Raw genomic sequence first — 13,362 nt, 5'->3', positions numbered from 1 at the left:
GTAGTTCGCCGCAGGAGGGAGAAGTGTTCGCGGTGCGCCTTACCAGAGCCGGTCGATCTGCCCGCAGTACAACAGGATCCGCGAATGCTCGAAGGCCCGACGCCGGCGGATGGCGCGGGCCGAGCGGAACCCGGCCATTGTGACCTTGTCGAAGCCGGGGTGGTCACTGGCGAGTGGGGATGCTTCGGTACCGCCGACGAGCACGGTGCCGGGCAGCTCGACCCAGCCGGACCGGGTGTAGAACGGCGCGAGCGGCCGGTCACAGGTGAAGATGCCGAGGTCGGCGTCGATGCGCTCGCGTGCCGCGGCGACGAGCCGGGAGCCGTGCCCCCGGCCGCGGTGCTCGGGGTGGGTGACGACGGTGCTGAGGCCGGCCGCGGCCCACCGCTCGCCGGCGTGGTCGAGCTCCTTGTGCAGGACGTCCAGCGCGGCCAGCACGGTGCCGTCGTCGACCAGCAGCAGGCTCAGCGGTCGCAGCGCGGGGTCGTGCGCGAAGTCCGGCCCGGGCCAGGCCGCCCGCCGCAGCTCGGCGACCTGGGCGCGCAGGCCGGCCGGCGTCTCCGCCTCGGGGTACTCGAGGATGCCGTGCACCCCGAGACGGTAGCCGGGTCAGGCCGGGTTCGTGTAGTGATTGACCTCGTACGTGCGGGCGAGCGCGCCGGGCACCGTGAAGTACGCGGCCGCCACCCGGGCCGGGTCGGTGGCCAGCTCGCCGCGGCCCGGGACGTCGTCGGCGTCGTCCCAGCCCCACGGGGCGTTCGCCGAGTTCGTGGTGCAGTCCCAGGTGCCCGAGCCGCACGCGTCGGAGCCGCTGCCGGCGTCGTCACCGGCGAAGGTGCCCCAGCTCGCGAACAGGGCGGTGTTGCTGCGCTGCGCCCACAGGCCGCCCGCCGCGAAGATGTTCACCAGCTTGTACCGTACGTCCCGGTCGTCGCCGTTCGCCGGCAGCTCGGAGACGGTCGCCGAGGAGTAGTACACGATGCCGTCGCCGTTGATGTTGTACTGCGGGTACGCCTTCAGCCCGTGACCGTGCGTCTCCTGCGCGGTCACCGGGTGTTGGAACGAGTCGTGCGGCGAGGACTGGAACTGCAGCGTGCCGTCGACCGTCTCGCCCCCGGTCGTCCAGGTGCTCCCGGCCGGCGTGTACGAGTAGAAGTCCGAGTGCGCGACGGTGACCGCGGCGCGCAGCACGCCGTACTGCGAACCGTCGCGCTCGATCGTGAAGAGCACACCCTCGCCGTCGTTCTCGTGCTCGGTCTCGAAGAACGGGTGATCGATCCAGTCGCGGGGGTGGTAGAAGAGGTACGTCAGGTACCAGTGCGTGCTGGTCGTCACCACCGAGTAGTAGACGCTCGCCGCCAGCGGGTAGGACGGCGCGTGGTCCCAGTTGTCGCGGCCCACCCAGTTGCCGTCGAAGTCGATCCTGGTGATGTAGTCGGCCCGGCCGGCGATCGCGTGCCCGCCGGTGACGTCCACGTCCTGGTAGTGGATCGGCGCCCACCGCAGCGCCAGGTCGGCGTCGCTGACGGCCGCCGCCGCGGTGCCCGGGAGGACGGGCACGGCCAGCGTCGCCCCGAGGGCAACGGTCGCCGCGATCCTGCTCCACTTGCGCATCTGTGCTCCCACATTCGGTACCAATAGATGGACGAGAATGTAGGAAGTCGTCTATGCGTAGGCGTGTCGCGACGACGACCGCCGAACGAAGTGCGGCGTTCCGTCCGGCAACAGCCGGGTTTGCGCGAGATGACCGGCAACCGTCTTTCCGTTCCCCGGCCGGCCCGCTCTACCCCGGGCCACGGGGATGATCGCGTTCAGTAGCATGCGCCGGTGACCGACTACCTTGCTGCCACGCGCGAGTCGTGGACGGCCGTCGCGGAGGCGTACGCCGAGGAGTCGCGGTCGGCCCTGGACTTCAAACCGTTCGGCCGGGCGATGCTCCGGGTGTTCGCCGAGCTGGTCTCCGCCTCGCCCGCCGGCCCGGTCGCCGACCTGGGCTGCGGCCCCGGCAACACGACCGAGTACCTGCACCGCCGCGGCCTGGAGGTCTTCGGCGTGGACCTGGCCCCGGGCATGGTCGCGGTGGCCCGCCGCACCTACCCGCACCTGTCGTTCGAGGTCGGCACGATGACGGCGCTGGACCTCCCGCCGGGTGAGCTGGGCGGCGTCCTCGCCTGGTACTCGATCGTGAACATCCCGCTGCCCGACCTGCCGGCGGTCTTCGACGAGTTCCACCGCGTGCTGGCACCGGGCGGCCACGTGCTGCTGGGCTTCCAGGTCCGCACCGAGCTGCGGCACGTGACGCACGGCTTCGGCAGCGAGATCTCGCTGGACTTCCACCGCCACCCGCCGGATCGGGTGGTGGAGCTGCTGGGGGATGCGGGCTTCGCGGTGCTGGCCCAGCTCATCCGCGAGCCCGACGAGCAGGAACACAGCCGCCAGGCCCACATCCTGGCCAGGAAGCGCTGACCACCCCCGGCCGGCATGCACTCCGGACGGCATTCCGGATGTCGTTCCAGAGCGACGTCCTATCCCCGGCCGGCCGCGGGCGGGCGCAGCGGGGTGCGGAGGCGCGGCCCTGCTGGGAGGTCCTGCTGGGAGGCCGCCGAAACGCGCGGATCTCGGCGGTCGCGTACCGGTCAGGGCGCGGCGGGGGCGTGGGCGGGGCAGGGTTGTGGACCGGGCGGCGAGCGCGGGTGGGGCAGGGTTGTGCCCGGGGCCGCGGGCCGGGCGGCGAGCGCGGGCGGGGCGCGATGGCTCGAAGCTGCCGCCGGACGCGGCCAATGAACGTCGAGCCGCTCGCGGAAGCCACCGCGGGCAGCCGCAGCCTGGAGCCGCCGCGGGGCAGCTGCCGCCGGAAGCTGCCGCCGGAAGTCGCCGCGGGAAGCCGCCGCGCTGCTAGAAGGCGCTCAACTGCGGCCGTGCGGCCTCCTCGCGTCCCGCGCACAGCAGGGCGAGCGCCCCGATCGGCCCCCGGATGGCCGGCCCGTCGCCGATCGCGAAGTCGGCGTCGGTGGCCTCCAGCCGGTGCCCGCGCAGTCGCCGCGTGGCCGGGAACGGCGGCGGCCACCGCATGGTCCACATCCGTGTGATGGCCTCGGCGACGGCCGCGGGCTCCATCGGCAGCTCCCGGCCGAGCGGCGCGGCGATATCCTGCCCGTGCACCAGGATGTCGATGAGCGTCTCGCGCACCGTGACCCCGGCATTGTGCCGCCGGTTGCCGATCGTCGCCCGGATCGCCGCGACGATCGCCTCCGGGGTCAGCTCCCGGGCCCGCGCGCAGGCCAGGTCGTGCGTGAGCCGCTCCACGTCGAACCGGGCCCGCGCCATCGCCGGCAGCGCGGCGAGCAGCTGCCCGAACCGCAGCTCCTGCAGCGTCAGGTGCGCGGCCACCTCCCGGACGGTCCACCCCGCGCACAGCGAGTCGTGCTGCCACTCCTCGGCCGGTAACGAGCCGAGCAGCTCAACCACAGCGGTCCGCTGCCGGTCGATCGCGAGCCAGACCTGGTCGTCGTTCATGACGCCACCTCCTGGGCGGGGCGGATGACGGCCTCGACCATGGCGCGGATCTGCGGGCCCGGGTCGAAGGCCGGGGCGGGAATGGCGAGCTCGTGCAGGATCAGCCCGGTCCAGTGGTTCGCGAGCAGCGGCCCGTCCCGGTCCGGGTCGGCCGAGCCGGCCGCCCTCAGCCAGGTGCGGAACCACGCGTTGACCCGCGCGCCGGTCGCCAGCAGCTGCTCGCGCAGCGCGGGCTGGATCGCCGATTCGACCAGGATCGCGTAGCGGCACAGCGTCAGCGTCCGCTGCGGCCCCGTCGCCGTGTGGGTCGCGCGGATCATCACGTCGGCCAGCTCGGACGGCGTCGTCGGCAGTGCGGTGAGCGCGATCTCCTCCCAGTTTGCCCGCTCCCGCTCCGCGAACCGCTCGACGACCGCGTTGATGAGCGCCTCGCGCGTGCGGAACAGGTTGGACGTGGATCCGGCGGGCAGGCCAGCCGCGGCGTCGACCGCCCGGTGGGTGAGGGCACGGATGCCCGACCCGCCGATCACGTCGATCGTAGCGTCGAGGAGGTCGTCACGCCGGTTGGGCATGCGACCACACTACATCCGTAGTCGAATCGACTACAAGTGTTGTGCGAGGCGTTTCGGGGCCTGGACGCGGTAGCTCTCCGTCAGCAGTTCGGCGACCTCCTCCCAGTCGGTGTCGTCGCTCAGGGTCATCACGACGACGTCGGTGCCCCACTCGGCCTTGGCGAACGGGGGCCCGCCGGCTAACAGCCCCGCGATCTCGTCCCCGGGTGAGCGGAACGTGACCACGCAGCCGTCCTCCCGCATGTACACATGCGCGATCGTTTTCTGCCGCACGCGCCATCGCGTGCCGATCCACGCCGGCTGCTCCTGGGTCTCCGGCAGGGCGCCGCAGATCGCCCGCAGCCGGCTCAGATACGTGTCCGGAACGTCGTCGGGGTCCGTCATGGCTGCACCGTACCGACGGGGTACGACAATTCCGGGTCAACCGCCGAAGGCCGCCAGCAGCGCGCGAGCCGTGCCGAGCACCGTCTCCGTCGCCTCGTCCCGCGACTGGCCGGCCACGTCCAGCAACCACACGAGCGTCTCGATCCCTGTCGCCGACCGGATCGCCACCGCCAGCTGGTTCACGTCCCGGTCCGGGTGCGTGGCTCGCAGCGGTGCCAGAGCCTCGGCGATCCAGGCGATCGCCCGGCCCTGTCGCAGCGCCGGCCGGGGGGCGCCGGGCTCCAGCGACAGCCGCAGCGAGGCGCGCAGCTGGGGCTCCCACTCGAAGTTGTACCGCGTGAACGCCCGGATCACCGCGTCGAGCCGCTCGCGCGGATCGTCCGGCGGGTCGTCGGGCAGCAGCGACTCCGGCGCCAGCTGCGGGTGCGCGGCGACCAGCAGCGCCCGCTGGTTGGCGAAGTAGCGGTACGCCGTCGTGCGCGACACGCCCGCGTGCTCGGCGGCCTCCTCGACCTGCGGCGTCAGCCCGCGTGCGAGCAGCTCCCGGGTGGCGTCGACCAGGGCCTGCCTCGTCCGCGACTTCTGCTGCGTTCGCCCGGTCGACTCATATGGTACTGGCATTGCCATGATGGTACCGTAATCCCATGGAACTCCAGTCCCACGACCCCGCCGTCACCGACCCGCAGCTCTACCGCGTCGTGTTCGAGAACGCGCGGGTCCGGGTGCTGGAGTACCGCGACCAGCCGGGCGACCGCACCAACCCGCACCGCCACCCCGACAGCGTCATGGTCACGCTGAGTGCGTTCCGCCGCCGCGTCTCGTCCGGCGGGCGGGAGGTCGACGTCGACCTGCCGGCCAACGAGGTGCGCTGGCTGCCCGCGCAGGAGCACAGCGGCCACAACACCGGCGGCACCGGCACGCACACGCTGTTCGTCGAGCTGAAGGATCCGGGTGCACCGACGGCAGGTGGAGCCCTCGGTCCGGACACTCCGTAGCCGGGGTTGAACCGCACCGTTACCCTGGCGGCATGTCGGGGGATGTGGTGGAGTCCACTGTGGAGGCCCTCGCGGCGTCCCGCTCCGGGTTCGTGACCGCCTGTTACGCTCGCCGACCATGACGGGTCAGCGCTTCCGGCTCGGGGTGGACTTCGGCACCTCGACGACGGTCGGCATGCTGCAACGCCCCGACGGTCGCGTGTTGCCCCTGCTCTTCGACGGCTCGCCGCTGCTGTCGTCGGCGGTGCTGCTCGGCCTGGACGGGCGCCTGCACACCGGCCGGGACGCGGCCCACCTCGCGCGCGGCGCGCCCGAGCGCCTGGAGCCCAACCCGAAGCGGCGCATCGACGACGTCACCGTGCTGCTCGGCGACGCCGAGGTCGCGGTCCTCGACCTGATCGTGGCCGTCCTGCGCCGGGTCACGACCGAGGCCACCCGGGTCGCCGGCCCGATCGCGGACATCGTCCTCACCCACCCCGCGAACTGGGGCTCCGGCCGGCGGGCACTGCTCGCCGAGGCCGCGCGGCAGGTGGGGTACGGCGGGATCGAGCTCGTCGGCGAACCCCTCGCCGCCGCCATGTACCTCGCCCATGCCCGCGGCGGCGACCTGCCCGTCGGCGCCTGCGTGCTCGTCTACGACCTGGGCGCCGGCACCTGCGACGTCACGCTCCTGCGCCGCCAGCCCACCGGCTTCGCACCGGTCGCCTCCGACGGCCTCAACGACCTCGGCGGCCTGGACGTCGACGCGGCGGTGATCGCGTTCCTCCAGGCGACGTACGGCGAGCTGTGGACGACCCCGGCCGCCCGCCGCCAGCTGTGGGACGACGTCCGCTCGGCCAAGGAGATGCTTTCCCGCGCCAGCGGCACGCTGGTCATGGTGCCGGCGCTGGCCAAGGAGGTGCCGCTCGGCCGCGAGCAGTTGGAGGGGCTGGCCCGCCCGGTGCTGCGCCCGACGATCGCGATGACCCGCGCCCTGCTCCAGCAGTCCGGCGTCCCGGCGTCGTCGGTGGCGGGCGTGTTCCTGGTCGGCGGATCGAGCCGCATCCCGCTGGTCGCGACGCTGCTGCACGAGGCCCTGGGCATCGCGCCGCTCGTGGCCGAGCAGCCGGAGCTGGTGGTCGCGGAAGGCTCGCTGTACGCGTCGAGCCTGCCCCCGGCCACGCAGGCCTTCCCGACCGCGACAATGGGCCCGGCAACGACGGCGTTCCCGTCCACGTCGACGTTCTCGGCAGCGCCGTTCGCCCCGCCGTCCTCGGCCCCGCCGTACGCCCCTGCGGGCATCCCGTCCTCGGGCCCGCCGTTCGCTCCTCCCGGCGTCCCGGCCTCGGGCCCGCCGTACGCGCCTCCGTTCGCTCCGACGTCCCCGTACCCGGCGTCTCCGGTGTCCCCGTCGGTCCCGTACTCCCCGGCGACCCAGATCTCCGCCAACCCGGCCGTGGCGGGCCCGTACTCGACGGACGCCCAGCTCCCGCCGCCCCCGATCTCGTCCCCGCCGGGCCCGCAGGCAACGCCCCGCCCACCGTCCGGCCCGAGGCCACGCCGCCGCTCCCCAGCCGCGACGGTCCTCGCAGTCGTGGCGGTCCTGGCGGTACTGTCGGGAGCCGCCTTCGCCGCCGTGAAGCTCCTCGGCACCGGCGACGCCACCCCGGGCGACGCGACCCCGTCGACCGCGGGCAGCTCGACCCACCTCCGGGGCGCCGCGGGCAAGTACGTCATGACCAAGCTCCCGGCCAACCTGTGCGACTCGGCGGACGTGTCCGCGATCACCGCCCAGTATCCGAAGGCGACCGGCGATCCGGGTGCCCAACGCCAGCTGACCACGGTCTTCGGCTACAGCATCTGCACCCTGACGAGGACGAGGAACGAGACCAGCCCGACGGGCTACCAGGCGGCGACGATCAGCTTCAACGCCCAGGTGTACGCCGACCTGGGCACGGCCGGCACAACCTTCCAGGGCACGGTCGACAACGCCCGCCTCAACAGCCAGGTGACAACGGTCGACGGCCTGGGCGAACAGGGCTTCGCGTATGAACAGCACTCGAGCACCGACCTGGAGAAGCGCACCCTGACCCTGGTCGTGACCGCCCGCGACAACAACCTGGTCTGGACGACGAACCTGACCGTGGTGCGAGCGGACGCGGTCGGCTGGACAGCGCAGGAGAAGACCGCGCTGCGCGACAAGGCGATCGAGTCCACGAAAGCCACCTTCAAGAAGGCAGTGACCCCGCTGGCGTAACACGCGGAGGCGCCGCAGCGGTCGGCTGGATAGGGCCATCATGATCGCGGACGTTTGTGTATCGCCGGCGACACAGAAACGTCCGCGATCATGAACCGGCGACCGACCCGCGGCGGCTCATGCCCGCGGAGGTGGCGCAGCGACCCTGCCCTGACCTGCGCGGAGCGCGGCGTCGGGCCGGCACGGAGCTGGAAGCGACAGCGAGCCAGCGGGACGGACCCGACGGCGCCGAAGTCGACGGGCCGGCCGCCGACCGCGAGGCGCCTGACCCGCCACGGGGCGGGCGGATCAGCCGGCCGAGGACAACGCCGACGCCAGGCGGCGGGCCTCCGTGAGCAGGCGGGACGAGCCGCGGCGCGCGGCCAGGTCGGCCAAGCCCGCGACCGGGCCCCGGCCGGCCGTGGCCGTCGCCGTCTCGGCCGCCAACGTCAGCAGGTCCGGGGTGCCGCGCGGCGGGGTCGGGGCCGCCAGCAGGGCCGGTAACGCGGCCTGGAGGATTCGCCACACGGTCAGCGGTGCGCCGGCGGTGGCGGCGTCGCGTAACGGGAGCACGGCGCGGGCGACCGGGGCCATCGAGGACGCGCCCAGGGTGCCGAGGTGGGTGCCCACGGCTGGGGCGTCGAGGTCGCCGCCGGCGGCCAGCATCAGCAGGGCGTCCAGGGCGGCGGTGCGGTCGGGCTCGTGGCGGGCGACGAGACCATACGCCAGCGTGACCGGCAGCGCCGGCGAGCCGTCGCCCGTGCACTCGGCCAGCAGGGGGAGGACGGCGGCGGAGCCGCGCTGCTCCAGGTCCGCGGCGGCGGCGACCTCGGGCAGGACGTAGGCGGCGACGAGCGCGCGATATCCCGGCAGGACCGATGGCCACAGCAGCACCGCGTCGCCGAAGCTGGCGCCCAGCGACGGGATGTGGAAGCCGAGCATGAGCGCGCGGTCGTCCGGGTGCCAGGCCTGCTCCAGCGTGACCTTGATGCGGTCGCCGTGTGCCCACCGGTCGTGCCGGACGTCGCGGGGGTGGACGCGGGTGGTGTCGGCGACGGTGAGGACCGGCGCGGGCAGGCCGCCCGCGCGCAGCCAGGCCGCGAGGCGGTCGCCGCCGGGCGTGCGCAGGGCCGCGGCGCGGGCGGCGAGCGGCTCGTCGACGACCGGGGGCAGCCGCAGCAGGGCCTGCGTGAGGTCCCAGTCCCAGGGCTGGTCGTCGCCGAGCGCGGTCAGCCGGTCGAGCAGCACGGCCGGGTCGAGCGCGCCGTTGGCCGAGGTCGGCGCGGCGAGCAGGCCGCCGGGGCGGGCGGTCGGGCCGTCGAACCCGCCGCCGTAGAGGCCCGCCTCGGCCAGCCGGGCCCGCAGGAGCCGCTGCGGCGGGGGGACGCGGGAGTCGGCCGGCACCTGCTGGGCCGAGCCGCCGCGCCGGATCGCCGCCAGGTTGGCCGCCCAGCGCTCCCGATGCGCCCGCTGGCCGGGCTGGTCGATCGCCGACCACACGGCGGCGAACAGCAGCGCCGACGCGTGGAAGCCCGGATCGCCGGGGTAGCGGCCGTGCCGCTCGACGACCGGCATGAGGGACTTCGCGACCCGGTCGCGATCGGTGCCGGCGAGCCGCACCACGGCGTCGATGACCCGCTCCAGTGCCGGCGCGGTCGGGGTCCGCCAGTCGGAGAGCGCGGCCAGCTCCTCCGCCAGCTCGTCCGGGTCGGTGATCGGCGCCGGGGCGGGGGCCGGGCCGGCGGGCGGCGGAAGGTCGTCGCCCGAGCCGATGAGAACGGCACCGGCGGCACCGGCGGGCCCGGCCGGGGCAGCGCCGTGCTTCGCGGCGAGCGCGGCGGCCCGCTCGCGGATGTCGACGGCGTCGTGCGAGCAGGCGACGGCGATGGCGGCGCCGAACTCGGCGGCCCGGCCGGGGTGGCGGGCCGCGGCCCGGCCGAGCCAGCTGAGCTGCGCCCGGACCAGCCCCTTGTCGGGCCGCAGCAGCACCGCGGCGGAGGCGTCGAGCAGCGCCTCGGGCTCGGCCGCGTCGGCGTCGCGCAGCGCCTTCTGGGCCATGCCCGCCGCCTGGGCCGGCCCGTCGGCGAGCAGCCGCAGGTAGTCCCGGGCGCGGGCGGTGACGTCCGCCGTCGTCGGCGCCAGGGCGTCGTGCAGCGCGAGCAGCCCGCGCTGGGCGCCCGGCCGGCCGCCGCGCAGCAGCCCGGCCACGCAGCCGTCCAGCAGTGCGGCCCGGTCGAGCCGCCCCTCCCCGGCGAGCACGGCCAGCGCCTGCACCAGCCCGAGCCGCCCGTCGTGATGCGCCTCATACAGCAGCAGGCCGGCCGGGACGTCGTCGTGCTCGAACATCGCCGGCAGCAACACGTCGAGGAACGGGTTGGTGCGCAGCCGGTCGAGCACCGGCCGCGAGCGGGCGCGGTGGTCGGCGGGGAAGCCGAGGTGGGCGAGCCAGCCGCGAATGAAGTGCTCGCCCGTGGGCGGCGCCGCGCCGGCGTCCACGAGGAGCCCGGCGACGAACGGCCAGCGGTTGAAGTCGTCCCGCGTGAAGGTGGCGGCAATTCGGTGGGCCAGGTCGGGCAGCCAGGTCACGCCCCGCGCCACGGCGACGGTCCGCACCGGCAGCAGGGCATCGCCCGGCACGGCCACGGCGGTGCGGGCCAGGATCTTCGCGGCCGCCGCGGCGCTCGGCGCGCAGCCCACGGTCGCGACCGCGAGCGCCGACGCATCGTTGCCCCACCACCAGTTGTCGCGGCGGCGCTTCAGGTAGGCCGTGAGCTCGCCCGCCAGCACCGCCCGCTGCGCCTCGTCGAATCCCGCGAACGCCGTCGCGGTGGCGCCGACCCGCCCGTCGGTCAGCTGGTCGAAGTCGAACAGCCCGGCGCTCACGCCGGCACCCGCACCGTCATCGACACCGCGAGGGCGTGCTTGCAGGGGCCGCGGTCGCCGCGGTGCTTGGCCCACCAGGGGCAGGTGCAGGTGAGACCGCCGTCGGGCCGGCGGCGCACCCGATAGACCTGGTCGCCGCTGCGCACCGTCGCCGCGGTGTCGCCGTCGAGCTCGACGGCGCCCGCGTCGGCGAGGGCCCGTGCGCCGGCGAGCCGCGGGTTGTCGCGCTCGGCCCGGCCCGCCTCATACGGCATGACGCGGTGGAAATACGCCGCCTCGGACACGTCGAACCCGACCCGCCCAGCGGTGCCGAGCTGGGCCAGCGCGCCGCGGACCCGGCCGGCGTCGAGGCCCGCCGCCGTGGCGAGGGCGTCGACGTCGATCGTCGGGTCCCAGGACAGCAGCGCGCTCACCAGCTCGGCGTCGTCGGTGACGTCGTCGCCGGCCAGCGCGGTGAGCGCCGCACCCTCGCCGGAGAACCCGCGATGGGGCTCCGGCGACAGCGTCAGCGACAGCCGCAGGGCGCCGGTGTCGAGCTCCCAGGTGCTGGCCACCGGCGCCGACCCGGCGCGCACGGCCGGCCCGTAGACCCGCAGCGCGGTCGCGAACCGCAGCATGCCGCGCAGCGCCGCCAGCCGCCCGGCGCCGGCAAGGCAGACCGCGCCCGGCGCCGGCCGCGACGTGAGCCGCAGCGTCCGCCCGGCGGGCACCGCCCACAGCACCGACCGGTCGCTCGCGCCGGGCAGCCGGCGCAGGAACGCGGCCGCCTCCGCCGCCGGCAGCTCGGCCCGCGGCTCGAACGCGGCGGCCAGCACGTGCACCTCGGCGAACCCGCGCAGCCACCGCGACGGCAGCGGCACCTTCCGCTCCACCACCGAGCCGTCCATGGTGGACACGGTGAGGTCGTCGGGCCCGACCGACAGGTGCAGCGGCTCGATCCCGGCCACCCGGGCCAGCGCCTCCCGCAGCGGCCGGTTGACGTCGACGTTGGTGGTGCCGTGCGCGACGATCTCGCCGTCGAGCCCGGCCGGCAGCGCGTCCAGCCGCGCATACACCCCGCAGCAGCCGGAGAACGACTCGAACCGCAGGCGGTCGGCGCTGCCGGTGACGACCGGGTCGAGGCTGGCCGGGCTCACCGGCTGGAAATACCGCGTGCGGGCCACCTCGGCCACCGCCAGCAACCCGGCCGCCGCGGCCGGCGGCGTCGTGAGGAAGCCGCTGAAGAACCGGGGGTTGGCGGCCGGCCCGCCGCTCGTCTGCAGGGCCACTCCGGAGCTGCTCAGCCCGGAGGGGGCGAGATACCGATACGTCTGCACCGCGTTCACAGCCCAGACCATAGCCGCACCCACCGACATTTTTCGGCAAGATCATTCCAGCGGCGGCGAGCGCAGCGGTACCGGCGTCGAAACGACGATCGACGTGGTCGTCTGCCCGTGCAGGAGGAACCGGTCGAGCACCTCCTCCAGCGCCGCCAGTGACGGAGCGTGAACCGTCAGCACGAAGCAGTCCTCGCCCGTGACCCGCAGGCACTCCACGACCTGCGGCGTCTCCTGCGCCGCCTGCGCCACGGCCGGCAGCTGACCCGGCCCCGGCCGCACCCGCACCAGCGCCGTCACCGGAAGCCCGAAGGTCTCCGGATCGAGCAACAACCGGTACCCCTTGATGATCCCCGCCTGCTCCAGCCGCTGCACGCGCTCCGTCACCGCCGGCGCCGACATCCGCACCCTGCGCCCCAGCTCCGACATCGATAGCCGAGGATTGGCGCTCAGCTCCGCGAGCAGTTTCAGGTTGATTGTGTCGAGCAGCGGATGCCTGGAATCTGCAGCCACAACGATCCCTCCACCTTCATTCGGCCATTCACGTTGTACCGCGGGCGGACCACGATCGACCAGTGACCACGCGAGTTCCGGCCCCGGCGCTGCTGGCCGTCAGCGCCGTCTTCCACTACCTCGGCCCCGCCTTTGCCGTGCTGCTGTTCGCGCATGTCGATGCCGCCGGCGTCGCCTGGCTCCGCGTCGCCTTCGCGGCGCTGGTGTTCACGGCGTGGCGCCGCCCGTGGCGGACCCTGCGCCGGGGCGGCCCGGTCCTGCTCGGCTTCGGCGCGGCGCTGGCGGCCATGAACACGGTGTTCTACCTGGCCATCGAACGCCTGCCGCTCGCGACGGTCGGTGCGATCGAGTTCCTCGGCGTCGTCGTGCTGGCCGCGGCGGGCGTCCGCGGGCCGCGCAACGCCCTCGCGCTGGTCCTGGCGGTGGCCGGTGTGGCGCTGCTGACCGAGGTCCGCCTCGGCGGCGAGCCGCTCGGGCTGGTGTTCGCGTTCCTCAACTGCGGGTTGTTCATGGTGTACATCACGTTGGGTCATCGATTGGCGACGGAATCGGTAGCGGGTGGGGCGTGGGGCGGCGTGGACCGGCTGGGTGGGGCTATGCTCGTGGCCACGGTGGTGGCGGCACCCGTCGGAGTGCTCGACGCCGCACCGGCCCTGATGCATCCCACGTGGCTGCTGGCCGGACTGGGCGTCGCCGTGTGCTCATCCGTGATCCCGTATGTCGCCGACCAGCTCGCGATGGCCCGCGTGCGCCGGTCGACGTTCGCATTGATGCTCAGCGTCCTGCCCGCCTCCGCGGCGGTCGTCGGTCTGGTGGTGCTGGCCCAGCTGCCAACCGCACAGGACGTCGCGGGCATCGCCCTGGTCGCCGTCGCGCTGGCCGTCCACCGCCCACCGCCGGAGAAAGCCCACGAGACAACCCACGAGACAACCCACGAGACAACCCAGGAGACGAGCCAGGCGGCGAGC

13 protein-coding genes are annotated in these 13,362 nt (G+C 74.3%); 4 read left to right on the top strand and 9 right to left on the bottom strand.

All coding sequences use genetic code 11. From position 1 onward, the window contains the following. Positions 1-39: 39 nt before the first annotated feature. A complete protein-coding gene (locus tag IEZ31_RS40725) occupies positions 40-591 on the bottom strand; it encodes a GNAT family N-acetyltransferase (RefSeq protein WP_229836437.1) in 552 nt (183 codons plus the stop codon). A gap of 18 nt (positions 592-609) precedes the next feature. Then, positions 610-1,614, bottom strand: a complete 1,005-nt coding sequence (locus IEZ31_RS40720) for a hypothetical protein (RefSeq protein ID WP_190255458.1) — start codon at positions 1,612-1,614, stop codon at positions 610-612. 213 nt (positions 1,615-1,827) lie between these two features. Here IEZ31_RS40720 and IEZ31_RS40715 point away from each other — a divergent pair, with 213 nt between their 5' ends. After that, positions 1,828-2,466 carry a class I SAM-dependent methyltransferase gene (locus IEZ31_RS40715; protein WP_190255457.1) on the top strand — a complete coding sequence of 213 codons (639 nt, stop codon included), beginning with the start codon at positions 1,828-1,830 and terminating at the stop codon, positions 2,464-2,466. Positions 2,467-2,895: 429 nt separating this feature from the next. Here IEZ31_RS40715 and IEZ31_RS40710 read toward each other — a convergent pair whose 3' ends face one another. Genes IEZ31_RS40710 through IEZ31_RS40695 form a run of 4 tightly spaced genes read right to left on the bottom strand, consistent with a single transcriptional unit; the run spans position 2,896 to position 5,093 of the window. After that, positions 2,896-3,516, bottom strand: a complete 621-nt coding sequence (locus tag IEZ31_RS40710; protein ID WP_190255456.1) for a maleylpyruvate isomerase family mycothiol-dependent enzyme — start codon at positions 3,514-3,516, stop codon at positions 2,896-2,898. After that, positions 3,513-4,088 (bottom strand): TetR/AcrR family transcriptional regulator, encoded by a 576-nt coding sequence (locus IEZ31_RS40705; protein ID WP_190255455.1) that lies wholly within the window; start codon positions 4,086-4,088, stop codon positions 3,513-3,515. Before IEZ31_RS40705 ends, IEZ31_RS40710 begins: the two co-directional genes overlap by 4 nt. Before the next feature lie 30 nt (positions 4,089-4,118). After that, positions 4,119-4,472, bottom strand: coding sequence for an MmcQ/YjbR family DNA-binding protein (locus IEZ31_RS40700; RefSeq protein WP_190255454.1), 354 nt, complete (start codon positions 4,470-4,472; stop codon positions 4,119-4,121). 36 nt (positions 4,473-4,508) lie between these two features. Continuing rightward, on the bottom strand, positions 4,509-5,093 hold the full coding sequence (locus tag IEZ31_RS40695) for a TetR/AcrR family transcriptional regulator (protein WP_190255453.1): 585 nt from the start codon (positions 5,091-5,093) through the stop codon (positions 4,509-4,511). Positions 5,094-5,116: 23 nt separating this feature from the next. Between IEZ31_RS40695 and IEZ31_RS40690 the strand changes: the two genes are divergently transcribed. Further along, a complete protein-coding gene (locus IEZ31_RS40690) occupies positions 5,117-5,467 on the top strand; it encodes a cupin domain-containing protein (protein WP_190255452.1) in 351 nt (116 codons plus the stop codon). Positions 5,468-5,585: 118 nt separating this feature from the next. Next, positions 5,586-7,703 (top strand): Hsp70 family protein, encoded by a 2,118-nt coding sequence (locus IEZ31_RS40685; protein ID WP_190255451.1) that lies wholly within the window; start codon positions 5,586-5,588, stop codon positions 7,701-7,703. 288 nt (positions 7,704-7,991) lie between these two features. On the opposite strand, the gene IEZ31_RS40680 is transcribed toward IEZ31_RS40685, so the two are convergent. Genes IEZ31_RS40680 through IEZ31_RS40670 form a run of 3 tightly spaced genes read right to left on the bottom strand, consistent with a single transcriptional unit; the run spans position 7,992 to position 12,370 of the window. Beyond that, positions 7,992-10,565 carry a hypothetical protein gene (locus tag IEZ31_RS40680; protein WP_229836434.1) on the bottom strand — a complete coding sequence of 858 codons (2,574 nt, stop codon included), beginning with the start codon at positions 10,563-10,565 and terminating at the stop codon, positions 7,992-7,994. Continuing rightward, positions 10,562-11,890, bottom strand: coding sequence for an SWIM zinc finger family protein (locus IEZ31_RS40675; protein WP_190255450.1), 1,329 nt, complete (start codon positions 11,888-11,890; stop codon positions 10,562-10,564). Before IEZ31_RS40675 ends, IEZ31_RS40680 begins: the two co-directional genes overlap by 4 nt. 42 nt (positions 11,891-11,932) lie before the next feature. After that, on the bottom strand, positions 11,933-12,370 hold the full coding sequence (locus tag IEZ31_RS40670) for an Lrp/AsnC family transcriptional regulator (RefSeq protein WP_308429478.1): 438 nt from the start codon (positions 12,368-12,370) through the stop codon (positions 11,933-11,935). A 50-nt stretch (positions 12,371-12,420) separates the two neighbouring features. Here IEZ31_RS40670 and IEZ31_RS40665 point away from each other — a divergent pair. Beyond that, the coding region (locus IEZ31_RS40665) for an EamA family transporter (protein WP_373294766.1) at positions 12,421-13,362 on the top strand (942 nt) is incomplete at its 3' end.

The organism is Dactylosporangium sucinum (genome assembly GCF_014647515.1).
Classification (GTDB): domain Bacteria; phylum Actinomycetota; class Actinomycetes; order Mycobacteriales; family Micromonosporaceae; genus Dactylosporangium; species Dactylosporangium sucinum.
The sequence above is the reverse complement of the archived record's forward strand: the minus strand, read 5'-3'. Positions and strand labels throughout refer to the sequence as shown.